Here is a 25214-nt window from a genome sequence, read left to right as displayed (position 1 = left end):
ACCGCCCACGTCAACGTAACCGCTCGGTACCGGTTCCCCGGGTAAGCGCCACACCAGGTGAATGCGAAACGGCGCCTGCGACCCGGAGGATCGCAGGCGCCGTCAGGGTCCGTCTCAGGACTTGTCGAACCTGGTGTCGACGTAGGAGCCGAAGTCGACCTTTCCGGGAATGGCCTTGGCGTCGGCGAAGGCGTCGGCGATCTCCTGTTCGGAGGCGATCACCTGGTCGGTGAGCTGGATCGGTTGCTTGATCGAGCGGGTCCAGGTGGTGCGGGAGGCGTCGACGCTGATCTGGGTGAGTTCGGCGTACTTCGCCGACCAGGTGTCGAGGTTGTCCGAGGACCACTTGGTCGCGGCGGCGTAGCGCTGGAAGAAGTCGGCGAGCGCGGCCGACTTGCCCGGGTCGGCGAGGGTCTTGTTGCCCGCGGCCCAGAAGTTGTAGCCGTTGGCGGCCTGGTCGGCGGCGGCGATGGACTTGGCGCCGATCTCCTTCTCGGCGATGGCGGTGTAGGGGTCCCAGGTGGCCCAGGCGTCGACATCTCCCCTGGTGAGGGCCGTGTAGCCGTCACCGGGCGAGAGGTAGACCGGTTCGACATCGCTCAGCGACAAGCCCGCCTTCTTCAGTTGCAGCAGCAGGTTGGCGTTGGCCGAACTGCCCTTGTAGACGGCGACCTTCTTGCCCTTCAGCGCCGCGACCGAAGCGATCGGTGAGTCCTTGCCGACCAGGATCGCATCACCCTTGCCGGTGGCCGAGAGCGCGCCGACGATCTTGATATCGGCATCGGCGGCCGCACCGAAGATGACCGGGGTGTTGCCGGTCTGGGCGATATCGATGCCGCCCGCGCTGGCCGCCTCGACCAGCGGCAGGCCTGCGGTGAAGGTGGAGAACTCGATCTTGTAGGGCAGGTTTTCCAGCTGACCCGACGCCTCGAGCAGCACCTCGATCGAGATCGCCTTCTGGTCACCGACTTTCAGCGTCACCGTGCTCAGGTCGACCGGCCCCGAAGGTGCCGCCTCGGTCGCCGCGTCGTCACCGCAGGCGCTCAACGAGAGCGCGGCGACGACGGCGAGAGCGAGTCCGCCCAGCCGGGACTTCGGAGTGCGTTTCACAGGAACAACTTTCGTGCGGTGGACGGGTGGGTCAGGGTGACGCCGAGCAGCGCGAGCAGCCGCGTCGCGTACTCGGCGACCTCCGGCGCCGCGGCGGTGCGCGGTCGTGGGAGGTCGATGGGGACGTCGGCGGCGATGTGGCCGTCGTCGAGGACGAGCACGCGGTCGGCGAGGGTGATCGCTTCGAGCACGTCGTGGGTCACCAGCAGCACGCCGAAGGCGCGCTCGGCGTGCAGGCCGAGCAGCAGGTCGTGCATGGTGAGCCGGGTCAGGGCGTCGAGGGCACCGAACGGCTCGTCGAGCAGGAGCAGGGTCGGTTCGGCCACCAAGGCCCTTGCCAACGCGGCACGTTGGGCCTCCCCGCCGGAAAGCGTGAGCGGCCATGCGTCGGCGCGGGCGGCCAGACCGACCTCGGTGAGGACCTCGCGCGCGGCCTGCTCGTCGGCCCGGCGGTTCCGCGGCGCGGGTCTGCCGAGCGCGACATTGCGGACCACCGGCTGCCACGGGATCAGCCGTGATTCCTGGAAGACGATCGTCGGTCGCCCCTCGACGCGAACCTCACCGGTACTTGCCGAATCGAGGCCGCCGAGAATCCGCAGCAGGGTGGATTTGCCCGAGCCACTGCGTCCGACGAGGGCGACGATCTCACCCGCACCGATCTCGAGATCGATGCCGTCGAGGACGGTGCGCTCACCGAAACTCTTGGCTAGCGCGGTTATCCGCGCGGCGACGCCCGTGCGCGGGGCGATGGTGGTAGCAACGGTCATCGAGTGGGCCTCGCAATCGAACGGCGGACGATGGTCGGTCGGCGCACGTGGCACCTCTAGGCAGCTGTCGCGGACGGTGACGCGGCTTGCGGACCGCGTGGCGCGGCGGGCGCGCACATCACCGCACCCCCGGCCGCCACCGCAGCGCACGGCGCTCGGCCAGCCGCACCAGCGAATCGGTGAGCAGGCCGAGCAGGCTGTAGACCACCAGCCCGAACACCACGATGTCGGTGCGCAGGAACTCACGGGCGTTGTTGACGACGAAGCCGAGCCCCGCGCTCGCATTGATCTGTTCGGCGACGATGAGCGAAAGCCAAGCGATGCCGAGACTTTGACGCGCACCGACCAGGATCTGCGGCAGCGCACCCGGCAGCACAAGCAGCCGCAACCGCTCACCGAGACCGAGACGAAGGGCGGTCCCGAGCTCGAGCAGCTTCGGGTCGAGCTGGCGGATACCGGAGTAGGTGTTGAGGTAGAGCGGGAAGAACACACCGAGCGCGATCAGATAGACCTTCGGTTCCTCGCCGATACCGAACCAGATGATGAACAGCGGGATCAGGCCGAACAGCGGGATGGTGCGGATCATCTGCAACGGCGGGTCGAGTGCGTACTCACCGATCCTGCTGAGCCCGGCCAGCACACCGCACGCCAGCGCGAGCACCGCGCCGAGCGCGAAACCGTAGAGCGCGCGCTGACCCGACACCAGCAACGCGTCACCTAGCTGACCGGACCGATAGATCTCGAGACCCGCCTCGAACACCGCCGAGGGGGCGGGCAGTTTCTTGGCCGGGATCCAGCCGCTGGTACTACCGATCTGCCACAGCAACAGCAGTGCCAGCGGCGAGACCGCGCGCAGCAGGCCGGGTCGGCGATACAGCGGCCGGTCCACCGGTGCGGTGCGCGATGTAGACAACATGGATGCATGGTGCCCCGCCCTTGCCGCGCCACGACAGGGTTGCGATCAGCTCGAGGATTACCCCGCGCGGCTGGAAATCTGCTGCACACCCCACCCGTTGCCGTCGGGATCGCTGAAGAACACGAAGCCGACATTGTCGAGTGGATGCGGAGTGGGCGAGGGGTTCACCCCGAGCACCTGTACGTCGGTGACCTCGACACCGCGGGCCACCAGTTCGGCGCGCGCCTGCTCGATATCGGGCACCACCAACTGCAAGCCCTTCAACGAACCCGGCGGCATCTGTGGAACCGCGCCCTTGCCGATCACGATCGAGCAACCGGAGCCGGGCGGGGTGAGCTGGACGATGCGCACCTCGTCGGAGATCACCGTGTCGTGGTCGACGTTGAATCCGAGCTTGTTCGCGTAGAAATCCTTGGCCCGGTCGATATCCGACACGGGAACGACCACTACTTCCAGAGTCCAGTTCACGACGCACCCTCCACGGTTGGTCTGCCGACTCGCAACGCCGCTCAGTGTGCCACCACCTCAGGCTTTGCGCTCCCAACGCCAAGCGAATTCCCCCGGCGCGGGTGGTGGACCGGGCAGGTCGCCCTCGGCACGCAGGCCGTCGATCAGCAGGGCGAGGACACGGCGGCGCAGTTCGGCGGTGCGCGCCTGGTCGGGCATGGTGATCGCGGCGCATGCCTCGAGGATCAGGCCGATGTCCAGGGCGCTCACATCGGTACGCAACCGACCGGTGGCATGGGCGCGACGGACCAGTTCCTCGGTGACCTCGCCGGAATGCAGCACGTCGGGCAGCATCGCGTCGTCGGGGGTGAAGGTGCCGGCCAGCCGCACCGTGAGCGAGTGCACGTCGGCGTCGACCACCCGCTCGAGGAAACCGACGAATCCGCGCCAGCCGTCGGAATCCTTCAGTGCGGCATCGGCTTCCGCGTTGTAGCGCCGTAACCCCTCGTGACACAGCGTGCGTAACAGCACCTCCTTGCTCGGATAGCGGCGGTAGAGGGCGCTGATGCCGACGCCCGCGCGTTCGGCGACCGCGGCGATCGGCGCGGTCGGATCGTCGAGGAACACCGTGCGCGCGGCCTCGAGGATCAGTCCGTCATTGCGCGCGGCCTGCGCCTTGCGACCGGGCAAGCGGGGCTGAGCTGGGGTTTCGTTCTGCTTCGGCATGAATATCAGCCTACCACTTGAAACGGAATGATCCGTTCTGTTAGAGTTGGAACAGAACGAAGCATTCCGTTTCAAGAAGAGGATCCGACATGACCGTCACGCCCTTCCGCATCTATGTCCCCCAGGCCCGGCTCGACGATCTCGCCGCCCGGCTGCGCAACGCGCTCTACCCGGACGAGCTGCCCGGCGTCGGCGATGCCTACGGCGTTCCCGGCGATCGGGTCCGCGCCCTGGCGAAGTACTGGCTCGAGGAATTCGACTGGCGCGCAGTAGAAGCCGAGCTCAACGCCTACCCGCAGTTCACCACCGAGATCGACGGCGAGAACATCCACTTCCTGCACATCCGTTCCTCGCGCGCCGATGCGACGCCGGTGATCCTCACCCACGGCTGGCCGGGCTCGATCCTGGAATACGTGGATGTGATCACGCCGCTCACCGAGCCCGAATCGCTCGAGGATCCGGCGTTCCACCTGGTCATCCCGTCGCTGCCGGGGTTCGGGTTCTCCGGCCCCACCCGCAGCACCGGCTGGAATCGCTACCGCACCGCCCGCGCGTGGGCCGAGCTGATGACGCGCCTCGGCTACGAGCGTTACGGCGCCATCGGCAACGACGGCGGTTCGATGGTCTCTCCCGAGATCGGGCGGATCGCGCCGGAGCGGGTGATCGGCGTGCACGTCACCCAGCTGTTCTCCTTCCCCTCCGGCGACCCGGCCGAGTTCGAGGGCATGTCGGAGGCGGATATGGCCGCGCTGCAACACCTGCAGTGGTTCCACGAGAACAAGATGGCGTTCAACACCCTGCACAGCCAGCAGCCACAAACCCTGGCCTACGCGCTGGCCGATTCACCGATCGGACTGCTCGGCTGGAACGCGCAGCTGTTCGGTGAGTCGATCGACGCGCGGTTCGTGATCGCGAATGTGGCGCTGTACTGGCTCACCGGCACCTCGGGCTCCTCGCTGCGGTTTTACTACGAGGACGCGCACGCCGCCGAGCACCCGAGCACACCGACCACCGTGCCGACCGGATTGGCCATGTTCGCCGGCGACTTCCAGTCCATCCGGCGCTTCGCCGAACGCGACCACAGCAATATCGTCAGCTGGAATTCCTACGACGTGCGCACCGGCGCGGGCGGGGCCAACGATGCGGCCGGGCACTACGCCGCGCACGAGGCACCGGAGGTACTGGTGGGCGATATCCGGCGGTTCTTCGCCGGCCTGTCCTGAGTCCCGGTGCCCCGGCCCACGCTCCCCTCATCGGTGCGTGGGCCGAAGCCCATTCGAATCATGCACCAGCGCATCGACATGTGCGTAACGAAGTCGACGATCAGTGGTGTTCGTGCAGGTCGCCCCAGGCGGGGAACGGGTCGTCGTAGGTCGCCCACACGGCCGCGCCTGCGGCGAACTCCGCGTCGGTGAGCAGGGCTGCGGTCAGTTCGCGCCGCACCGCCGCCGCGTCGAGCCGCACGCCGATGAACACGATCTCCTGTCCGGCGGGCACCTCGAGCGCCGACCACCATGCGCCCGGTTCGAAGGTGAGGTTGGGTCCGGCCTGCGACCAGATCGCGGCCAGCTCGGGGCGGCTGGCGATCCAGCAGAAACCTTTGCTGCGGAGCATGCCGCGCAGGGTGGTCAGCGCGTCGGCCAGGCGCTGCGGATGGAAGGGGCGGTCGGCGATGAAGGTGATACTGCTGATGCCGTATTCCTCGGTCTCGGGTGTGTGCCCGCCTGCCAATTCCTCTGCCCAGCCGTCTGTTTCGGCGGCGACCACCGGGTTGTAGCGACCCGTGGACAGCACCTCGCCCAGGTCGACGACCCCCTTCTCGGTGCGCAGGATGTGGGCGCGCGGATTGAGCCTGCGCACGGTGGCCTCGACCGTCGCGGCGGCATTCGCACTGACGAGGTCGGTCTTGTTCACCAGCAGTACATCGGCGAACTCCACCTGATCCACGAGCAGGTCGGCGATGGTCCGCGAATCACCCTCGCCCGCTTCGAGTTCACGCTCGGCCAGGGCTTGGCCGCGTACCAGTTCGGCGAGGAAGGTCGAGGCGTCGACGACGGTGACCATGGTGTCGAGTCGGGCCACATCGCCGAGGCGGAATCCGTCCTCGAATTCCCAGTCGAAGGTGGCGGCCACCGGCATCGGCTCGGAGATGCCGGTCGACTCGATCACCAATTGGTCGAACCGGCCCTCGCGGGCGAGCCGGGCGACGGCTTCGATCAGGTCCTCGCGCAGCGTGCAGCAGATGCAGCCGTTGGTGAGTTCGACGAGTTTCTCCTCGGTGCGATCGAGGTGACCCTGACCCGCGACGAGCGCGGCGTCGATGTTCACCTCGCTCATGTCGTTGACGATCACCGCGACCCGACGGCCTTCGCGGTTGGCGAGGATGTGATTGAGCAGGGTGGTCTTGCCCGCGCCGAGAAAGCCGGACAGGACGGTGACGGGCAGGCGGGCGGGCGAATCGGTGGTGGTCACGAGTTAATGATAATGGTTTTCAATTGCTGTAACCGGTTGGGTCCAGGAAATCGGACAGGCGGTCGTAGGGTTGGGGCGTGAAGATGTTGCCGCTCGCCCCCGATGGCCAAACTCCTGTTCGCGCGCTCACCATCGCGGGCACCGACTCCGGTGGCGGCGCGGGCATCCAGGCCGATTCGCGGACCATGGCCATGTGCGGGGTGCACGCCTGTGTCGCCGTCGCGGCGGTGACGGTGCAGAACACGGTGGGCGTCAGCGGTTTCCACGAGATCCCGCCGCAGATCGTGGCCGATCAGGTGCGGGTGGTCGTGCGCGATATCGGGATCGGCGCGGCCAAGACGGGGATGCTCGCGTCCACCGCCATCATCGAATCGGTGGCGGCGGTGTGCCGGGAGGTCGGGATCGGACGCCAGGGAACGGTGCCGCTGGTCGTCGACCCGGTCGCGGCATCGATGCACGGCGACCCGCTGCTGCACGCCTCTGCGCTCGACGCCGTGCGCACCACACTCATCCCGCTCGCCACCGTCGTCACGCCGAATCTCGACGAGGTGCGCCTCATCACCGGCATCGAAGTGGTCGACGACCCGACCGCCCGCAAAGCCGCCGAAGCGCTGCACGGCCTCGGCGCGCAGTGGGCCATCGTGAAGGGCGGGCACCTGCGCACGTCGGAGACCAGCACGGACCTGCTCTTCGACGGCGACACCTTCCAGGAATTCAGTGCTCCACGCATCGGCACCGGCAACGATCACGGCGGCGGCGACACCTTGGCCGCGGCCATCGCGAGCGCGCTCGCCCACGGGTACTCGGTGCCCGAAGCGGTGGCCTTCGCCAAGGAATGGACCTATCGGTGCCTGGCCGCCTCTTACGACCTCGGCGCTGGTCACGGCCCTGTGTCGCCGTTATGGAGACTCCGCACAGATCGCTAGCGTGGCAATCGAAACTTGTCGGTGGGCGGGTCCATACTGAGGTCATCGCACCCCCACCGGCTCCAACGACGTAGTCGGCGAGAACAACGAAGTTCGTGCCGGGCGCGAGTTCAGTCAGTCACGAATGCGTCGCGCAGCGGTTCGTCCGGTTCGATCCGGACGCCGTTGAACCGGGCGTGAGCTTGGGCGAGTGCCGAGATGCTCTCGGCCAGATAGTCGATGAACCGCTCCACGGGCATCGCCGACACCTCGCGCTGGTTGGCGCCGAGCCACCAGTCCGTCGCCGAGGCGACCGCCCCGAAAATCGAATAGCTCACCAATTCGATGCCCGCCACGTCGACCGACTCGTCCGGCAGCAACCCGGCGATGAATTCGGCGGCGCGCCTGGCCGATTGGCGGGCGGCGGCCAGGGCCCGTTCGGTTTCGCGGGCCTGCTGGCTGAAATGACTGTGCAGGATGAACCGGAAGACATTCGGGTGCTCCGACACCACCGCCACGTACTCGGCGGCCGCGCGACGCACCAGTTCGGCTGCCGAGTCGTGGGTGAGGTCGATCCCGCCGAGCAGCCGCTCCCAGAGCATTTCGCGCACCCGGTCGACGATCGCGTTGTAGAGATCGGTCTTGTCCTCGAAGTGCCGGTACAGCTTGGGCTTGGCGGCACCCGCCTCCTTGGCGATGTCGCCCATGCTCACGTCCGGGCCGTGCGCGTCGAGGGCACGGAAGGCCGCTTCGACGAATTCGATCCGCACCTGGACGCGGTGGGCCCGCCAGCGTTCGGTGCGCGCGTCCACACGCCGGGCTGGGACCTCGTCGGCCTTCCGATGCACGCGCGTCACACTGGCAGTATCGCTGGCCACGCGGCGCGACACGCTGCCACCCCTGAATTTTTGCCGTACCGGCAAGGAAGGTTGCCAGTAGGCGGCATCGGTGTGCACCATCGAGAACATCCGATCAGACCCGCACCATCAGGAGCTTCGATGACCGAGACCACCCCGACCGCCGAACAGTTCTGGGAAGACTTCTACCGGGAGCGCGACCAGATCTGGACCGGCAACGCCAACGCCACCCTCGTCCGCGAAGCCGCCGACCTGACGCCCGGCACGGCCCTCGACCTCGGCTGCGGTGAAGGCGGCGACGCCATCTGGCTGGCCACCCGCGGCTGGCAGGTCACCGCGGTCGACGTGTCGGCCACCGCCATGCAGCGCGGTGCCCAGCACGCGACCGATGCGGGCGTGAGCATCGAATGGCAGCGCCACGACCTGATGGAGACCTTCCCCGAGGGCACCTTCGATCTGGTCTCCGCGCAGTTCCTGCATTCCCCCGTGGAACGCCCCGACGAACGCGCCCGCATCCTGCGCCGAGCGGCCGAGGCCGTGGCACCCGGCGGTTCGCTGATCGTCGGCGGGCACGCGGGCTGGCCGACCTGGGCGGCCGACAATCCGCCGCACGCCGTCCACTTCCCCACCATCGACGAGGTGATCGAGCAGCTCGACCTGGCTCCCGGCGGGTGGCAGGTGGAAACGGCCGATTTCGTCACCACGCCGTCGACCAGCCCCGACGGTGTCGCTGGCGAGCGGTCCGACAGCGTTGTCCGCGTGCGCCGTCTCGCCTAGCTTCGCTACCTCGCCTAGCTAGCCTGTTAACGGAGTCGAGGGTGCCGCGTGGGTGCCACCCAGCAGCGGTCGACCACCGAGGCGACGGCCCACAGGGGTTCAGTGGGCCAGGTTGAGGGCGTTGTGCAGCGTCGCGGCCCACTGGTCGACGATTTGTTTGCGGCGCGCCGAGTCGTCGGTGAGGACGTCGGCGAGGCCGAGACCGCGGGCCAGGTCGAGGGTGGCCTGCACGAGGTGGTGGGTGACCGGGTCGGAGTCGTCGACGCCGAGCGCTTCCACGGCGCGGCGGTGCGCGATGCGGCCGAAGCGAGCCTCGAGCGGGACGATGCGTTCGCGCAGGGCCGGGTCGGCGGCCGCGTGCGTCCACACCTGCAGCGCGGCCTTGAAGAACGGTGTCGTGTAGGACTCGATCAGCGCCGAGACCACGGCGCGGGTGCGGCCGATGCCCTGCGCGACCTCGCGCACCGTTTCGGCTTCGGTCTTGGCCTGGTCCATCCGGAACTCGAACATGTACTCGAGTGCGGCCGTGATCAGGTCTTCCCTGGTCGGGAAGTGGTGCTGCGCGGCGCCCCGTGACACTCCCGCCCGCTCGGCGACCACCGACACCGTCGCCGCCGCCCAGCCCATCTCGGCCAGGCAGTCGATGGTCGCCTCGAGCAGCCGCTGCCGGGTGACCCGGCTGCGGTCCTGCTTGGGTTCGTGGGGTGTCGCCATGGGCTTATTGTGCCCAGCTCGGCGGGCGCTTCTGGAAGAAGGCCGTCATACCCTCGATCACCTCCGGGGTGCCGAAGAACCCCGCCGAGCGCTGCGCGAGCTCCTCCACCCGGGCGTCGAAGTCGGCGAGCAGCGTCGCGTTGACGAGCTTCTTCGACTCCGCCAACCCCTGCGGCGACCCCTTGCGCAGCTGCCCACACAGGCGTTTCACCTCGGCCGACGGGTCGTCGGCCGCGATGGTGACCAACCCGATCTCCCGCGCCGTCGCCGCGTCGAACTTCTCCCCCGTGAGGAAGTAGCGACTGGCCGACCGCTGGTCCATGCGCGGAACCAGCGTGAGCGAAATCATGAACGGCGCCATCCCGATCCGCACCTCGGTGAGCGCGAAACTACTGCCCGGTCCCGCGACGACGAGATCGCAGGCACCGATGATGCCCATGCCACCGGCCCGCACATTCCCGTCGATCTGCGCGATCACCGGCTTGGGCGAGGTGAGAATCCCACGCAGCACGTCGATCATCACCCGGGTCCGCTGGTCGGCGGCCACCGCCGGATCGACGGTACTCGCCTCCTTCAGATCGGCCCCCGCACAGAACGTGTCTCCCGTATGGGTGAGCACGATCCCGCGCACAGCCGCATCCTCCGCCGCCCGATCGAACCCCTCGAGCAGCTCACGAACCAGCTTCGAGGACAAAGCATTCCGGTTGTGCGGAGAATCGAAGGTCAGCGTGGCGAACCCATCGACCACTTCGTAGCGGACGAACGGTGCTTCCGTCACGTCACTCATCGGGACTCCTGTTCATCCGAAGTGAAGGCGGTCGCCCCAGCTGGGGCGACCGCCGGTAACTCAGTAGGACCGCGGCAGCCCGAGCGAGTGCTGGGCCACGAAGTTGAGGATCATCTCGCGACTGACCGGCGCGATCCGCATGATCCGCGCGGCCTGCAGCATCGCCGACAGCCCGACCTCCTTGGTCAGACCCGAACCACCATGGGTCTGGATCGCCTGATCCAGCGCCTTGATGCTGGCCTCGGCGGCGGCGTACTTGGCCATGTTGGCCGCCTCGGCAGCACCGAACTCGTCACCCGCGTCGTAGAGCGTCGCGGCCTTCTGCATCATCAGCTTGGCCAGTTCCAGCTCGATCTTGATCTGCGCCAGCGGATGTGAAATGCCCTGGTGCGCACCGATCGGCGTCTTCCAGACGGTGCGTTCCTTGGCGTACTCCACCGCGCGGTCGATGGCGTAGCGGCCCAGGCCGATGGCCATGGCCGAGCCCATGATGCGCTCGGGGTTCAATCCGGCGAACAGCTGCGCCAGCGCGGCGTCCTCGGAGCCGACGAGGGCGTCGGCGGGCAGGCGCACATCGTCGAAGAACAGCGTGTACTGGTGATCCGGCTCGATGACGTCCATCTCCTGGACGTTCTTCACCAGGCCGGGCGCGTCGACGGGGACGATGAACAGCGCGGGCTTGAGCTTGCCGGTCTTGTGGTCCTCGGTGCGCGAGACCACCAGAATGGCCTCGGCCTGATCGACACCGGAGATGAAGATCTTGCGGCCGTTGAGGATCCAGTCGTCACCGTCGCGGCGGGCGGTGGTGGTGATCTGGTGCGAGTTGGAACCGGCGTCGGGCTCGGTGATCGCGAAGACCATCTTCGACGAACCGTCGGCGAGCTTGGGCAGCCAGGTCTGCTTCTGCGCGTCGGTGCCGTACTTGGTGATGATGGTGCCGCAGATGGCCGGGGACACCACCATCAGCAGCAGACCTGCGCCCTGCGCCGAGAGCTCCTCCTGCACCAGTGCCAGCTCGTACATGCCCGCGCCACCGCCGCCGTACTCCTCGGGCAGGTTCACGCCGAGGAAGCCGAGCTTGCCCGCTTCGTCCCACAGTTCGCTGAGCGGCTCGTTCTTGCGCGAGAGCGGCAGCACGTAGTCGCGGTAGTTGTACTTGGTCGCCAGCGAGGCGACCGCCGCGCGCAGCGCCTTCTGCTCTTCGGTTTCGTGGAAGCTCATGCCTGCTCCTGCTCTTCTTCCTCGACGACGGCGAGGACGGTTCCGACCTCGACCTGCTGGCCGAAGGTCACGTTGAGTGCACTGAGGACGCCGGTGGCCGGCGCGACGATGGTGTGCTCCATCTTCATGGCTTCCAGCCACAGGATCGGCTGGCCCTGCTGGACGTGATCGCCCTCGGCGGCACCGAGCCGGATCACGCTGCCCGGCATGGGCGCGAGCAGCGAACCGGCCGCGACCTGCTCGGACGGATCGGTGAAGCGCGGCAGCCTGCGCACCGCCACCGGGCCGAGCGGCGAGTCGACCGCCACCAGATCGTCGTAGCGGGCGATCTCGAACTGGCGGCGCACCGGCCCACGTTCACCCGGCACGGCGAGCACGACCCGGTTCGGCGTCGCCGAGATCAGTTCCAGACCGTCGTGGCCCTCCACCGTCACGGCACCGGACCGGTCGAACCGGTAGCGCACCTCGTGTGTGCCGCTGGTGCGGCTCTCGTAGGACTTGCGCTGCGGCTCCGACGCCAGGTTGCGCCAGCCGCTGGGCGCCAGCCTGCCGAAGCGGTTGGCGGCGTGGTTGGCGGCCGAATCCGCGAGCGCGGCGGCGACGATGGAGAGTGCCTCGTCGGCCTCCGACGCCAACGGCGCGGACAGCGCGGCCAGATCGTGGGTGGCGAAGAAGGCGGTGTCGGTGTCACCGGCGAGGAACGCGGGGTGCCGCAGCACGCGCACGAGCAGGTCGCGGTTGGTGACCAGGCCGTGCAGCTTCGCCCGCTGGAGCGCGGTGGCGAGCAGATGCGCTGCCTCGGCGCGGGTTTCGGCGTAGGAGATGACCTTGGCCAGCATCGGGTCGTAGTGCACGCCGACGACCGAGCCGTCGACGACACCGGTGTCGAGGCGGACACCCGGCTGCTCTAGCACCGTGAATTGGCCTGCGGTGAAGGGGATCTCGATCTTGTGCACGGGACCGCTCTGCGGCTGCCAGTCGTGCGCCGGATCCTCGGCGTAGAGCCGGACCTCGATCGAGTGGCCGCGCTGGGCGGGCTGAGTCGCGGGCAGCGGGAGACCGGAGGCCACCTGCAGCTGTAGGCGGACCAGGTCCAGGCCGGTGGTCTGCTCGGTGACCGGATGTTCCACCTGCAGACGGGTGTTCATCTCCAGGAAGAAGAAGTCACCCTTCTCGTCGGCGAGGAACTCGACGGTGCCCGCACCCTCGTAGCCGATCGCCTCGGCGGCCAGCCGTGCCGCCTCGAACAGGCGATCACGCATGCCGTCGATCTTCTCGACCAGCGGCGAAGGAGCTTCCTCCACGACCTTCTGATGACGACGCTGGATCGAGCACTCACGCTCACCGACCGCCCAGGTCTTGCCGAAAGTATCGGACATGACCTGGACTTCGATGTGACGGCCGGTCTCGAGGTAGCGCTCGCAGAACACCGTCGGATCGCCGAACGCGGATTCTGCCTCGCGCTGGGCCGCGGCGATCTGGTCTCGCAGATCGCCCAGCTCACGCACCACGCGCATACCGCGACCACCGCCACCGGCGGAGGCCTTGATGAGTACCGGCAGGTGCGCCTCGGTGACCTCGGCGGGATCGAGCTCGGCGAGGACCGGGACACCGGCGGCATCCATCATCTTCTTCGACTCGACCTTCGAGCCCATCTGCTCGATGGCCGCGACCGGCGGACCGATCCACACCAGGCCCGCGTCTAGCACCGAACGCGCGAATTCGGCGTTCTCGGAGAGGAATCCGTAGCCGGGGTGGACGGCGTCGGCACCGGCCGCGAGCGCGGCTTCGATGATCAGCTCGCCGCGCAGGTAGGTCTCGGCCGGGGTGTTGCCGGGCAGCCGGACGGCGGCGTCGGCCTCGGACACGTGCGGCGCCGCGGCATCCGCATCGGAGTACACCGCAGTGGTGGCGATACCCATCCGACGGCAGGTGGCGAACACGCGGCGCGCGATCTCACCACGATTGGCGACAAGAACATTCGTAATGGCCATGTTGTCGCGCCTCACATTCGGAAGACGCCGAAGCCCTCGGCGCCCTTGATCGGTGCCGTGTGGATAGCCGACAGAGCCATCCCCAGCACGGTGCGGGTGTCACGGGGGTCGATGATGCCGTCGTCGAAGAGCCTGCCCGACAGGAACATCGGCATCGCCTCGGTCTCGATCTGCGCCTCGACCATGGCGGCGATACCGGCAGCGGCCTCCTCGTCGAACGGCAGGCCCTTGGCCTCGGCCGCGCCGCGCTGCACGATGGTGAGCACGCCGCCCAGCTGCGCGCCGCCCATCACGGCCGACTTCGCGCTCGGCCAGGCGAACAGGAAGCGCGGGTTGAACGCGCGGCCACACATGCCGTAGTGCCCGGCGCCGTAGGACGCGCCGATCAGCAGCGAGATGTGCGGGACCTTCGAGTTGGCCACCGCGTTGATCATCATCGCGCCGTGCTTGATGATGCCGCCGTGCTCGTAGTCCTTGCCGACCATGTAGCCGGTGGTGTTGTGCAGGAACAGCAGTGGCGTGTTCTTCTTGTTCGCCAGCTGGATGAACTGGGTGGCCTTCTGCGACTCCTCGGAGAACAGCACACCGCGCGCGTTGGCCAGGATGCCGATCGGGAAGCCGTTGATCTCGGCCCAACCGGTGACCAGGCTCGAACCGTAGAGCGGCTTGAACTCGTCGAAGTCGGAGCCGTCGACGACGCGGGCGATCACCTCGCGCGGATCGAACGGGATCTTCAGATCCGAGGGCACGATGCCGAGCAGTTCCTCGGGATCGTAGAGCGGCGAGATGACCTCGGCGCGGGGCTCGGGGCCCTGCTTCTTCCAGTTCAGCCTGCGCACGATGCCGCGGCCGATGCGGATGGCGTCCTGCTCGTCGGCGGCCATGTAGTCGGCCAGACCCGAAGTGCGGGCGTGCATCTCGGCGCCGCCGAGGGTCTCGTCGTCGGAGTCCTCACCGGTGGCCATCTTCACCAGCGGCGGTCCCGCCAGGAAGACCTTCGCGCCCTCCTTGACCATCACCACGTAGTCGGACATGCCGGGGATGTAGGCGCCGCCCGCGGTCGAGTTACCGAAAACCAGCGAGATGGTGGGGATTCCGGCGGCCGAGGCCTGGGTGAGGTCGCGGAACATGGCGCCGCCCGGGATGAAGACTTCCTTCTGCGTGGGCAGATCGGCGCCGCCGGACTCGACCAGCGAGATCACCGGCAGGCGGTTCTCCCGCACGATGTCGTTGATGCGCAATGTCTTGCGCAGCGTCCACGGGTTGGACGTGCCACCGCGTACCGTCGGATCGGGCGCGACGATCATGCACTCGACGCCCTCCACGATGCCGATACCGGCGATCGTCGACGCGCCGACGTGGAAGTCGCTACCCCAGGCCGCCAGCGGGCACAGCTCCAGGAACGGCGAGTCCTCGTCGAGCAGCAGTTCGATGCGCTCGCGGGCGGTGAGCTTGCCGCGCTTGTGATGACGGGCCACCTTCTCGGGGCCGCCACCGGCGATGGCCTTGGCGAACTCGGCCTCGACCTCGGTGAGCTTGGTCGCCATCGCCTCCGCGGCGGCGGTGTACTCCGGCGACGCGGTGTCGAGGGTGGAACGGAAGGTCGTCACGACTGGTACCCCAATACTTTCGACGCCAGCATGGTCAGGATCTCGTTGGTGCCGCCACCGATGCCGATGATGCGGATGTCGCGGTAGATGCGCTCCACCTCGGACTCGCGCATGTAGCCCATGCCGCCGTGCAGCTGGACGGCTTGGTTGGCGACCCATTCGACGGTCTCGACAGCGGTGTTCTTGGCGAAGCAGACCTCGGCTATGAGGCCCTGCTCGCCGTTCTCCACCCGCTCGACCAGCGAGCGGGTGTACACGCGGGCCGTATCGATGCGGCGGGCCATCTCGGTCAGCGTCATCTGCACCGACTGGCGGCTGATCAGCGGGCGGCCGAAGGTCTCCCGGTTGCGGCACCACTCGAGGGTGAGGTCGAGGGCGCGCTGGGCCATCGAGTACGCCTGCACGGCCAGGCCGACCCGCTCGCTCACAAACGCGCTGGCGATCTGCGCGAATCCGGAGTTCTCGGCGCCGACCAGGTTGGCCGCGGGCACCCGCACATCGGTGAACGACAGCTCACCGGTGTCGGAGGCCAGCCAGCCCATCTTCTCCAGCTTGCGGGTGACCTCGAAGCCCGGCGTGTCGGTGGGCACGATGATCAGCGAGACACCGGCGGCGCCGGGCCCACCGGTGCGCACGGCGGTGACGATGAAGTCGGCGCGGCAGGCCGAGGTGATGAAGGTCTTGGCGCCGTTGATGATGTAGTCGTCGCCGTCGCGCACCGCCGAGGTGGTGAGGTGGCCGACGTCGGAGCCGCCGCCGGGTTCGGTGATGGCGAGGGAGCCGATCAGGTCACCGGCCAGGGTGGGCTTCACCCAGCGGTCGATCTGCTCCTGGTTGCCCGAGGCTATGATGTGCGGCAACGAGATTCCGCACGTGAACAGCGATGCCCACGTGCCGCCGGAGGCACCAGCGTAGTGGAACTCCTCGCCCACGATGACACCGTCGATGGGCGAACCGCCCTCGCCACCGGCGAATTCGGGGTACTCGATGCCGAGCAGGCCGAGCCCACCCGCCTTCTTGTGCAGCTCACGCGGCAGGGCGCCTTCGCGCTCCCAGGAGTCCAGGTCGGGCAGGATTTCGCGCTCGACGAACCCGCGCACGGTGGCGCGCAGCTCTTTTCGTTCCGGCGTGTCCCATACAGATGTCATGCGAGCAGCTCCGTCGGCATGTCGATGTGGCGAGAGCGCAGCCATTCGCCGAGCCCCTTGGCCTGCGGGTCGAAACGCGCCTGGTAGGCGACGCCCTTGCCGAGCAGGCCGGTGATGATGAAGTTGATCGCCCGCAGGTTGGGCAGCACGTGCCGAGTGACGTCGAGTTCGGCTGTCTCGGGCAGCAATTCGCGCAGCTTCTCCACGGTGAGGGTGTGCACGAGCCAGCGCCACTGCTCGTCGGTGCGCACCCAGACGCCGATATTGGCGTCACCGCCCTTGTCGCCGCTGCGGGCCAGCGCGATGCTGCCGAGCGGGACACGACGGGTCGCGGTGGGCGGCAGCGGTTCGGGCAGCGCGGGTTCCGGAAGTGGCTCGAGCGCACGGGTTTCCGTCGCGGGCGCGATGTCGACACGGGTGCCGTCGGCGAGGACCGCCACGTGGGGTACCTCATGCGCGTCGACGTAGCCGGGGGTGAAGACACCGTAGGGCGAACCATTGCCGGGCAGCGCGGTAAAGGTGCAACCCGGGTAACTCGCGAGCGCCAATTCCACAGCGACACTGGAGAAGCCGCGCCCGACCTTGTTCGGATCGGGGTCGCGCACCACGCAGCGGAGGATGGCGCTGGCCTGCTCCTCGGTGTCGGCGTCGGGACGGTCCAGACGGGCAAGGGTCCAGCTGATCTCGGCCGGCTTCACCGGCAACCACGATTCGAGTTGCCGTTGCGCCAGTTCGGCTTTCGCCTCGATCTCCAACCCGGTGAGGATGAAGGCCATCTCGTTGCGGAAGCCGCCGAGGGTGTTGAGCGAGACCTTGAGCTGCGGCGGCGGCGCCTCACCGGTGACACCGCTGATGAGAACGCGGTCCGGACCCTCCTGGCTCAGGGCGATGCTGTCCAGGCGGGTGGTCACATCGGGCCCGGCGTAGCGCGCGCTCTGGATCTCGTACATGAGCTGCGCTTCGACCGTGTCGACGGTGACCGCGCCACCCGTGCCCGCGTGTTTGGTGATGACACTCGACCCGTCACGGCGGATCTCGGCGATCGGGAAGCCCGGGCGGCCGAGATCACCGAGTTCGGTGAAGAAGGCGAAGTTGCCGCCGGTGGCCTGCGTGCTGCACTCGATCACGTGGCCGGCCACCACGGCACCCGCGAGTGCGTCGTACTCGGTTCGGCCCCAGCCAAAATGAGCCGCCGCCGGACCGACGATGACCGAGGCGTCGGTGACCCGACCGGTGACGACGATGTCGGCGCCGGAGTTCAGGCACTCCACGATGCCCCAGGCGCCGAGGTAGGCGTTGGCCGTGAGCGGCTGACCGAGGCCGAGCTCGCCCGCCCGGGCGACGAGGTCGTCGCCTTCGACGTGCGCGATCTTGGCATCGAGACCGAGGTCGGCGGCGACCTTGCGCAGCCGCTCGGCCAGCCCGGCCGGATTCAGGCCGCCCGCGTTGGTGACGATCTGGACGTTGCGCTCCAGCGCCAGACCGAGACACTCCTCGATCTGCTTGACGAAGGTCTTGGCGTAGCCGAGGCTCGGGTCCTTCATCCGGTCGCGGCCGAGGATCAGCATGGTGAGTTCGGCGAGGTAATCGCCGGTGAGCACGTCGAGATCGCCGCCGGTGAGCATTTCGCGCATAGCGCTGAGCCGGTCGCCGTAGAAACCGGAGCAATTACCGATCCGGATCACGTCCGGGTCAGCGGAGAGTGCACTCATGGCACCCAGGATCACACCGGTCCCGTAAAAAAGCAAGCATGCGTGCTTGTTAACTGCGGGCAATTCACCAGGCAAGATGGTGAACATGTCTGCGGTCCTGCTCTTCGCCCTCGCCGGTTTCCTGCTCGGCGGCGCCTACACCACCTGGAAGAACAATCGCGCGATGTCCATCGCCCTGATCGCCGCGGCCGCCCTCGCCGCCGCAGGCGCGTTCCTCTGGCTCTGACCGCGGTCAGGCCGGGGTTAGCTTGAAGATCTTCACGTCCTCGGGGACGCCGTTGAGGGGGGCTGCCCAGAAGTTGCGGCGGTAGAGCTTGGCGGTGACGCCGAGGTCGGTGAGGGTTTCCGGGCGCAGGGCGGCCATGGTGGTGCTGGAGATCATGGTGTTGCCGTTGCCGCCTGCCTCCATCATGCGGGCGGCGATGTTCACGTCGACGCCGAGCCAGTCGCCACCGATCTCGCGCGGGGACCCGGTGTGCAGACCGACGCGCATGCGCGGTTTGTAGCCCTGTACCTCCACGTCCTCGAGGTTGCGGCGGGCGGCGAGGGCGGCGCGCACCGCGCGGTCGGGTGAGGAGAACACGGCCATCAGGCCGTCGCCCATGCGTTTGACCACCTGGCCGCCGCGCTCGGCGATCGGCGGTTCGATGGCCTTGGCCACCTTGCGCAACAGATCGAGGGTGCGTTCGTCACCCGCCGCGAGCGCCCAACTGGAGAAACCGACGAGGTCGGTGAACACGATCGTCACCTCCTCGGTGCCCCGGCCACGCCCCACGCGCTCCAGGGCGGCCTGCCACACCTGCAGCGCGCCGAAACCGATCTCGCGTGCCGCCGTCGGCGCGCCACCGGCGATCCGGTCGGCGACCCTGGCCACGGCCCGCGCCCCACCCGGCCCGGACACCGACAGCGGATCGCCGAACGACGGGTCACCCGGCAGCTGCTGACGGGCCTTGCGCAACGCGCCGATCACGTCGGCACGACGGTTGGCGGCCTGCAGTTTCGACGAGATCTGCACGCGACGACGACCGTTGCGGGCACCGGGCTCCTCGGAGTCGGCATCGACGGTCGGCTCCAACGGGATGAACACCTCGGCGTCAGCGTCACGCTGTCGCGGATCCGGCGCGCCAGAAGGCGTTTCACTCACGGACCGAGCCTACAGTCCCGCCTGCCCGAAACTTAAGGCCAGACTTGGGTGCGGGCCGAAGGGATACGCAAAAACCCCCGGCGTCCGGGCAGCGGACGCCGGGGGTTCCGGGGAGGACCTCCCGACAAGGTCGCCCCCCACGCGGCCCGGGCTTGTTGCGAGGGCAGCCCGGGCAGGACCAGGGTTATGCGTCGCGACGGTTGACGACCACCAGGGCGCCGGCGAAGACGATGACGCAGAACGCGGCGAAGTAGGCCAGGCTGCCCCACACTCCCCAGTGCCAGTTGCCCGAGACCTCCTCGACCGACAGGAAGCGGTTCACGTTGGCGAAGGGCAGGAACGGGTTGACCGCGCGACCGAAGCTGCCGAACGCGCCTAGCAGGCTCTCGATGAGCAGCGGCCACAGCACGATCAGCGAGATGGCGGCCGCGGACTGGCGAACCAGCACACCCACGCCGACCGCCAGCAGCACGCTCAGGAAGGCGTAGATCGGGATGCCGTAGATGGCGCGCCAGTTGCCGTCGAGCACGAGCATCGGGGCATCGTCGCCGACGATCGCCTTGGCCACCACGAAGGCGGCCAGCGCCAGCACGCCCGTCAGCACCGCCGCGTACACACCGACCAAGCCTGCCTTGGACACGATCACCTTCGACCGGTTGGGCACTGCGAGGAAGCTCGTCCGGATCACCCCGAAGCGGTATTCGCTGGTCACCGTGAGCGCGGCCATGATCATCAGCACCATTACGCCGAAGCCCGTCACGCCCGATGTCGCCAGGCTCGGGGTGAGCATCGGCGGGCCCTCGCCCGGCTCGGTCGCCTGGGAGGTGTCGACGCTGGTGATGACGGCCATCAGGGCCGCGAGGCCGATGCCGAGCAGCACCACCACCGCCGAGCACCACCACGGCGACCGGGTGGAGGTGAGTTTGATTCGTTCCGCAGCGAGCACGCCCATCAGAGCGCACCTCCCATCACCTGATCGATTCCCCCGCCGTGGTATTCCACGGCGCCGCCGGTCATCCGCATGAACGCCTCCTCGAGGGAGGCCTGCTGCGGTGCCAGCTCGTAGAGCGTGACGCTGTTGGTTCCGGCGACCTTGCCGACCTCGTCGCTGGTCACGCCGGTGACGACCAGCGCGGCGTCGCCGTCCTCACGCACGGTCATGCCGTGCGAGGTGAGCAGGCTGCGCAGCTGGTCCAGTTGTGGGCTCCGCACGCGCACCGACTGTTCGGACGCGCGTTCGATGAACTCCTTGGTGGTGGTGTCGGCGATGAGTTTGCCGCGACCGATGACGATCAGATGGTCGGCGGTCTGCGCCATCTCCGAAAGCAGGTGGCTCGAGACCAGCACCGTGCGGCCCTCGGCGGCGAGGCGCTGCATGAACCGGCGGATCCACAGGATGCCCTCGGGGTCTAGGCCGTTGACCGGCTCGTCGAACAGCAGGACCTTCGGATCACCCAGCAACGCGCCGGCAAGGCCGAGCCGCTGTGACATACCGAGCGAGAAGCCGCCGGCGTTCTTACCCGCCACCTCGGACAGGCCGACCAGCCGCAACACCTCCTCGACGCGGTCCTTGGGCAGGTCGTTGGACGCGGCGAGCCACTGCAGGTGCGCGCGCGCCGACCGGTTGGGATGTACCCATTTGGCGTCGAGCAGCGCACCCACCTGGGTGAGTGGCCGCTCGAGCTCCTGGTACAGCTTGCCGCCGATCAACGCGGTTCCCGCGGTGGGTTTGTCCAACCCGAGGATCATCCGCATCGTCGTCGATTTACCCGCACCGTTGGGTCCCAGGAACCCGGTCACCTGTCCAGGCTGGACGGTGAACGAGAGATCCTGTACCGCGACGGTCTGGCCGAATTTCTTGGTCAGGCCCCTCAGCTCGATCATGCGTCCAGCATGCCCCAGCAAACCCGGCGCGCGCGTCGGCTGGAAGTCGCGAGTCGGGTCATCCTCGAGGATGACCCGAACCCTTAGCGGGCTGGGGAAGAAGCCTGAGCCCAGAAACGCTTCGGGATGCGGCCCGCCTGCCGGGCCAGGTAGCCGCCGCGCACGGCCGCGGCCATCGCCGACGCCATCAGCTCGGGTTCGCGGGCCCGGGTGACGGCGGTGGCGAGCAGGACGGCCGAGCAGCCGAGTTCCATGGCGAGCGCGGCGTCGCTGGCCGTGCCGATGCCCGCGTCGAGGATCACCGGCACGCCCGCGCCCGCCACGATCATCTCGATATTGTGCGGATTGCCGATGCCCAGGCCGGTGCCGATCGGTGAGCCGAGCGGCATCACGGCGGCGCAACCGGCGTCTTCGAGGCGGCGGGCCAGGGTGGGGTCGTCGGTGGTGTAGGGCAGGACGACGAAACCGTCATCGACCAGCTTCTCGGCGGCGTCGAGCAGTTCGAACGGGTCCGGTAGCAGCGTGCGCTCGTCGGCGACGACCTCGAGCTTCACCCAGTTCGTCTCCAGCGCCTCGCGCGCGAGCTGGGCGGTGAGCACGGCCTCGGCGGCGGTGCGGCAGCCCGCCGTGTTCGGCAGCAGGGTGATGTCCAGGCGTTTCAGCAGGTCGAGCACGCCGGTGCCGCCGACCGCGTCGACGCGGCGCATGGCGACCGTGGTGAGTTCGGTGCCCGAGGCGATCAGGGCCTGCTCGAGCACGGCGAGGTTCTCGGCGCCGCCGGTGCCCATGATGAGCCGCGAACCGAACTCCTTGTCCGCGATCCGCAACGGTGCGAGGTCAGCCACCCTGCACCGCCGTGAGCACCTCGATGGTCCAGCCGCGCCCGACCGGTTCGTCCCAGCGCGATTTCGGGAACACCGCACCGTCGACCGCCAATGCCACACCCTGACAGGGCAATTCGAGCCGGGTGAGCAGTTCGCGGACGCTGAGCGGCTCGGCGAACTCGTGGTCGGCACCGTTGACGGTGACGCCGATCGGGATGGTCATCGGGTTCCTCCTCGAGACAGCACGGATGCTGGAAAACGTTGCGGTGCGGCCAGTTCCGCGACCGGCGTGGTGACACCGTCGAGCAGGCCGGGGACGAGGGCCGCGGTGAGCGCGAGGGTGAGCATGCCGTTGCGGCCGTGTCCGGTGGCCGCGAGTACCCGGTCGTCGAGCGGACCGAGCAGCGGCAGGTTGTCGGGAGTGGCGGGGCGGGAACCGGCGGCGGCCTCGGCCAACTCGTATTCGCCGATGCCGGGCAGGATGGCTTCGGCGTCGGCGATCAGGTCCCGGACCCCGCCGACGGTGACCGTCGTGTCGAGCCCTGCCTCGTATTGGGTTGCGCCCAGAACGATTCCGTCCGCCCTTGGCACCAGGTAGACCGGCCTGCCGTGCACGCGCGCCCGGATCACGCGGGTCGGCGGCGGATTCACCCCCGGCCTGCGGCGCAACCGCAGGATCTCCCCCTTCACGGGGCGCACCGGCAGACCCGGCCACAACTCGGCGGACCGTGCGCCCGCCGCGAGGACGACCCGATCGTGCGGCAGATCGGCCGGTGCGGCAACGGATTCCGCGCGGATCTCGACGCCCGAAGCGGCACAGGCAGCGCGCAGTGCGCGCAGGACGCGGCGATTGTCGACGGCCGGTTCCGTCGTGGCGTGCAGGCCCGCGCGGACGGTGCGGGCCAGCGCCGGTTCCAGCGCGCGGACGCCGGCGCGGTCGAGGACAGGGAGATCGTGGCCGAAACCGGCGAGCCAGTCCGCGACGGTGTGCAGGTCCTGGGCGTCGGCGGTGTCGAGGGCGACAGTGAGGGTTTCTTCGGCGACGAAGACGGACTCGCCGGTGATCGCGCGCAGTTGCTCGGCGAAGGACGGCCAGGCAGCCAGGGCTGCGGCGCCGAATTCCAGCACGCGGTCTTCACCGGGCCAGCCTTCCGACAGCGGGGCGAGCATCCCGCCCGCGACGAAGGACGCACCGGTTCCGGGGGCCGGGTCGAACACGGTGACGGTCCAGCCCGCCTCGGTGGCCCGCCATGCGACGGCGAGTCCGACGGCACCGCCGCCGACAACCGCCAGTGTCCGCATCAACGCCTCCGTGTCCAGTTGCGGCGGGTGCCGCAGGTTTCGCCTGTTGCCGTGTCCTTCGCCGCGGTTGGTCGGCCCGAGGCCGTGACCGGCGCTGTGGGTTCTCGTACTGTCGCCGCGACGTTGCGGACGGCGCCGCGGGCCGGGCGGCCCAGATCGAGGCGGCCGAGAACCGGGGCCACCGCTGGTCGAACATCGAGGGTTTCGACGACGGGCTCGGCGGGATTGCCGCGAGTCCACCGTGTCGAGGGGTTTCGACGTTCGCGGTTCCACGGTAGCGCGACTACCGTCGACACTGTGCAGCCCTCCCATCCGAACCGTTCCGTCCCGCCGAGGGAACGCCTCTCCTCGGCCCTGCTGTATCTGTGCACCGACGCACGCCGGGAGAAGGGCGATCTGGCCAGGTTCGTCGATGCCGCGCTGGCCGGTGGCGTCGACATCGTGCAGTTGCGTGACAAAGGGTCGCCGGGCGAGGCCGAGTTCGGTCCGCTCGAGGCGAAGGCCGAACTCGGTGCGCTCGCCGAGATCAAGGCGGCCACCCGGCGGCACGGCGCGCTGCTCGCGGTGAACGATCGCGCCGATATCGCCCTCGCCGCCGGCGCCGACGTGCTCCACCTGGGCCAAGGCGATCTCCCGCCCGCCTACGCGCGCCGCATCCTCGGCCCCGATGTGGTGATCGGCCGGTCGACCCACAACCGCAACCAGGCCGGCCTGGCCGCGATCGATGGCCACCTCGACTACTTCTGCACCGGCCCCATCTGGACCACCCCGACCAAACCGGGCAGGCAAGCCGCGGGCGTCGACCTGATCCGCACCACCGCCGACTCCCACCCCACGCTCCCTTGGTTCGCGATCGGCGGCATCGACACCGAGCGCCTCCCGGAAGTCCTCGAAGCCGGAGCCCGCCGCGTGGTCGTCGTCCGCGCGATCACAGAGGCCGCCGATCCCGAAGCCGCCGCCCGGGAACTCAAATCGGCCCTCCTCGCCGCCTCCTGACCCTGGACGCTTGATCACCACGCTCTGGTGGCGGCACCGGCCGAGGGGCTCCCGCCGCCAGAGCGTGGTATTCCACTGACCAGGTCGCGATTGCCTGCCGAAGGTGGCCCCTGGCGGCGGCTGAATTCAGCTGCGACGTGCCGCGGACGCTCATGGCGGCGACGTTCGGAGTTCATGCGTGCGGCCCGGTGGGTTCGGACGGCACGAGGGGTTTCAGGACAGCAGGTCGGCTCGGGTGACGGTGGGGCCGGTGGTCGGGTTGTCGAGGAGGATTTCGGCGCCGGGGCCGGTGATCGTGGTGTGCAGCCAGTAGAAGCCGTGGCCGGACAGGTCGACCGTGCGGGGCAGGGCGGGGGCGAGGTCGGGGGTGACATCGACGACGCGCAGGGGGACTGCGCGCAGGCCGACCCAGGCGGCGGCGAAACCGGGGTGCAACGGGAGGGCGGTGACGTCGTCTTCGGGGACCCAGGCCAGTTCGGTGCTCTCCTGGTTGGGGACGGTCGGCAGCGTGCTCGCCGCGTCGGCGACGACGGTCGTGTAGGTCCAGCCGCTTGGCGCGGTCATGGTGAGGCGTTCGGCGCGCACGCGCACGGCGTCGGCGCTGATCCCGGCCTCTTCCTCGGCTTCGCGGACCGCCGCGCGCCGGGCGGTCTCGTGGGAATCGCGGGCACCGCCGGGCAGCGCCCACGTGCCGCCCTGATGACTCCACGCGGCCCGATGCTGCAGCAGCACCGCCGAGCCACCACCGGGCAGCGGTGCGCGCAGCAGCAGACCCGCCGCACCGAACTTGCCCCAGTGCCGGACGCCACCCGGGCTGTCAGCCCACCCGTCTCCGTCACCGCGCATCCAATACCCTCTCCCTAGCAGCCGTGCAGCAACCGCCACGGGGGTGTCTGAGGGG

Annotated in this window: 26 protein-coding genes; 5 read left to right on the top strand and 21 right to left on the bottom strand. The window is 68.7% G+C overall.

Annotation, left to right across the window (positions count from 1 at the left end; translation table 11 throughout):
* Window positions 1–114: 114 nt before the first annotated feature.
* The 5 genes from NI2_RS00520 to NI2_RS00500 form a co-directional block, all read right to left on the bottom strand.
* The gene (locus tag NI2_RS00520) at window positions 115–1110 is read right to left on the bottom strand and encodes an ABC transporter substrate-binding protein (protein WP_067484513.1); all 996 of its coding nucleotides are present in this window, start codon (window positions 1108–1110) and stop codon (window positions 115–117) included.
* Window positions 1107–1877: an ABC transporter ATP-binding protein gene (locus NI2_RS00515; RefSeq protein ID WP_067484511.1), complete on the bottom strand. Its 771-nt coding sequence runs from the start codon at window positions 1875–1877 to the stop codon at window positions 1107–1109. The genes NI2_RS00520 and NI2_RS00515 overlap by 4 nt, the downstream gene beginning before the upstream one ends.
* Before the next feature lie 118 nt (window positions 1878–1995).
* Window positions 1996–2793: an ABC transporter permease gene (locus tag NI2_RS00510; protein ID WP_067484509.1), complete on the bottom strand. Its 798-nt coding sequence runs from the start codon at window positions 2791–2793 to the stop codon at window positions 1996–1998.
* 57 nt (window positions 2794–2850) lie between these two features.
* Window positions 2851–3261: a VOC family protein gene (locus NI2_RS00505; protein WP_067484507.1), complete on the bottom strand. Its 411-nt coding sequence runs from the start codon at window positions 3259–3261 to the stop codon at window positions 2851–2853.
* A 57-nt stretch (window positions 3262–3318) separates the two neighbouring features.
* Complete coding sequence (locus tag NI2_RS00500; protein ID WP_067484505.1) at window positions 3319–3966, bottom strand: TetR/AcrR family transcriptional regulator; 648 nt, start codon at window positions 3964–3966, stop codon at window positions 3319–3321.
* Between the two features lie 89 nt (window positions 3967–4055).
* Here NI2_RS00500 and NI2_RS00495 point away from each other — a divergent pair, with 89 nt between their 5' ends.
* The gene (locus tag NI2_RS00495) at window positions 4056–5189 is read left to right on the top strand and encodes an epoxide hydrolase family protein (protein ID WP_067484503.1); all 1134 of its coding nucleotides are present in this window, start codon (window positions 4056–4058) and stop codon (window positions 5187–5189) included.
* Between the two features lie 100 nt (window positions 5190–5289).
* Here the strand turns inward: NI2_RS00495 and NI2_RS00490 are convergent, their stop codons facing one another.
* Window positions 5290–6438: a GTP-binding protein gene (locus NI2_RS00490; protein ID WP_067484499.1), complete on the bottom strand. Its 1149-nt coding sequence runs from the start codon at window positions 6436–6438 to the stop codon at window positions 5290–5292.
* Between the two features lie 77 nt (window positions 6439–6515).
* On the opposite strand from NI2_RS00490, the gene thiD reads away from it, so the two are divergent.
* Window positions 6516–7364, top strand: a complete 849-nt coding sequence (thiD, locus tag NI2_RS00485) for a bifunctional hydroxymethylpyrimidine kinase/phosphomethylpyrimidine kinase (protein WP_067484496.1) — start codon at window positions 6516–6518, stop codon at window positions 7362–7364.
* Window positions 7365–7474: 110 nt separating this feature from the next.
* On the opposite strand, the gene NI2_RS00480 is transcribed toward thiD, so the two are convergent.
* The gene (locus NI2_RS00480) at window positions 7475–8200 is read right to left on the bottom strand and encodes a TetR/AcrR family transcriptional regulator (RefSeq protein ID WP_084475835.1); all 726 of its coding nucleotides are present in this window, start codon (window positions 8198–8200) and stop codon (window positions 7475–7477) included.
* A gap of 141 nt (window positions 8201–8341) precedes the next feature.
* On the opposite strand from NI2_RS00480, the gene NI2_RS00475 reads away from it, so the two are divergent.
* Window positions 8342–8977, top strand: a complete 636-nt coding sequence (locus NI2_RS00475) for a class I SAM-dependent methyltransferase (RefSeq protein WP_067484492.1) — start codon at window positions 8342–8344, stop codon at window positions 8975–8977.
* Between the two features lie 99 nt (window positions 8978–9076).
* On the opposite strand, the gene NI2_RS00470 is transcribed toward NI2_RS00475, so the two are convergent.
* The 7 genes from NI2_RS00470 to NI2_RS00440 are packed head-to-tail and all read right to left on the bottom strand — an operon-like array spanning window position 9077 to window position 18163.
* Entirely contained in the window at window positions 9077–9691 is a 615-nt protein-coding gene (locus tag NI2_RS00470) for a TetR/AcrR family transcriptional regulator (protein ID WP_067484489.1), read from the bottom strand.
* A gap of 4 nt (window positions 9692–9695) precedes the next feature.
* Window positions 9696–10478, bottom strand: coding sequence for an enoyl-CoA hydratase family protein (locus NI2_RS00465; RefSeq protein ID WP_067484486.1), 783 nt, complete (start codon window positions 10476–10478; stop codon window positions 9696–9698).
* 60 nt (window positions 10479–10538) lie between these two features.
* Window positions 10539–11699 (bottom strand): acyl-CoA dehydrogenase family protein, encoded by a 1161-nt coding sequence (locus tag NI2_RS00460; RefSeq protein ID WP_067484483.1) that lies wholly within the window; start codon window positions 11697–11699, stop codon window positions 10539–10541.
* On the bottom strand, window positions 11696–13693 hold the full coding sequence (locus tag NI2_RS00455; RefSeq protein ID WP_067485794.1) for an acetyl/propionyl/methylcrotonyl-CoA carboxylase subunit alpha: 1998 nt from the start codon (window positions 13691–13693) through the stop codon (window positions 11696–11698). Before NI2_RS00455 ends, NI2_RS00460 begins: the two co-directional genes overlap by 4 nt.
* Before the next feature lie 11 nt (window positions 13694–13704).
* Window positions 13705–15303: an acyl-CoA carboxylase subunit beta gene (locus NI2_RS00450; protein ID WP_067484480.1), complete on the bottom strand. Its 1599-nt coding sequence runs from the start codon at window positions 15301–15303 to the stop codon at window positions 13705–13707.
* Window positions 15300–16451 (bottom strand): acyl-CoA dehydrogenase family protein, encoded by a 1152-nt coding sequence (locus tag NI2_RS00445; RefSeq protein WP_067484477.1) that lies wholly within the window; start codon window positions 16449–16451, stop codon window positions 15300–15302. Before NI2_RS00445 ends, NI2_RS00450 begins: the two co-directional genes overlap by 4 nt.
* A complete protein-coding gene (locus NI2_RS00440; RefSeq protein ID WP_067485792.1) occupies window positions 16448–18163 on the bottom strand; it encodes an acyclic terpene utilization AtuA family protein in 1716 nt (571 codons plus the stop codon). The genes NI2_RS00445 and NI2_RS00440 overlap by 4 nt, the downstream gene beginning before the upstream one ends.
* Before the next feature lie 85 nt (window positions 18164–18248).
* On the opposite strand from NI2_RS00440, the gene NI2_RS34340 reads away from it, so the two are divergent.
* Window positions 18249–18389: a CG2302 family histidine operon protein gene (locus NI2_RS34340; protein WP_166655701.1), complete on the top strand. Its 141-nt coding sequence runs from the start codon at window positions 18249–18251 to the stop codon at window positions 18387–18389.
* A 6-nt stretch (window positions 18390–18395) separates the two neighbouring features.
* On the opposite strand, the gene NI2_RS00435 is transcribed toward NI2_RS34340, so the two are convergent.
* The 6 genes from NI2_RS00435 to thiO all read right to left on the bottom strand — a co-directional run bounded on the left by NI2_RS00435 (window position 18396) and on the right by thiO (window position 23317).
* Entirely contained in the window at window positions 18396–19178 is a 783-nt protein-coding gene (locus NI2_RS00435) for an adenylate/guanylate cyclase domain-containing protein (protein WP_067485790.1), read from the bottom strand.
* A gap of 313 nt (window positions 19179–19491) precedes the next feature.
* Window positions 19492–20259 (bottom strand): ABC-2 transporter permease family protein, encoded by a 768-nt coding sequence (locus tag NI2_RS00430; RefSeq protein WP_067484474.1) that lies wholly within the window; start codon window positions 20257–20259, stop codon window positions 19492–19494.
* Entirely contained in the window at window positions 20259–21191 is a 933-nt protein-coding gene (locus NI2_RS00425) for an ABC transporter ATP-binding protein (RefSeq protein ID WP_067484471.1), read from the bottom strand. Before NI2_RS00425 ends, NI2_RS00430 begins: the two co-directional genes overlap by 1 nt.
* Window positions 21192–21274: 83 nt before the next feature.
* Window positions 21275–21979 (bottom strand): thiazole synthase, encoded by a 705-nt coding sequence (locus tag NI2_RS00420; RefSeq protein ID WP_371851930.1) that lies wholly within the window; start codon window positions 21977–21979, stop codon window positions 21275–21277.
* Window positions 21980–22028: 49 nt separating this feature from the next.
* On the bottom strand, window positions 22029–22238 hold the full coding sequence (gene thiS, locus NI2_RS00415) for a sulfur carrier protein ThiS (RefSeq protein WP_067484462.1): 210 nt from the start codon (window positions 22236–22238) through the stop codon (window positions 22029–22031).
* On the bottom strand, window positions 22235–23317 hold the full coding sequence (gene thiO, locus NI2_RS00410) for a glycine oxidase ThiO (RefSeq protein WP_084475766.1): 1083 nt from the start codon (window positions 23315–23317) through the stop codon (window positions 22235–22237). The genes thiS and thiO overlap by 4 nt, the downstream gene beginning before the upstream one ends.
* A gap of 297 nt (window positions 23318–23614) precedes the next feature.
* Between thiO and thiE the strand changes: the two genes are divergently transcribed.
* Window positions 23615–24313, top strand: coding sequence for a thiamine phosphate synthase (gene thiE / locus NI2_RS00405; RefSeq protein ID WP_067484460.1), 699 nt, complete (start codon window positions 23615–23617; stop codon window positions 24311–24313).
* A gap of 213 nt (window positions 24314–24526) precedes the next feature.
* On the opposite strand, the gene NI2_RS00400 is transcribed toward thiE, so the two are convergent.
* A complete protein-coding gene (locus NI2_RS00400; protein WP_067484453.1) occupies window positions 24527–25159 on the bottom strand; it encodes an NUDIX domain-containing protein in 633 nt (210 codons plus the stop codon).
* Window positions 25160–25214 lie beyond the last annotated feature (55 nt).

The sequence above is a fragment of the Nocardia ignorata NBRC 108230 genome, assembly GCF_001612905.1.
In the GTDB taxonomy this organism is placed as follows: domain Bacteria; phylum Actinomycetota; class Actinomycetes; order Mycobacteriales; family Mycobacteriaceae; genus Nocardia; species Nocardia ignorata.
Note: the sequence above shows the minus strand (reverse complement) of the source record. Positions and strands in the feature narration are given on the sequence as shown.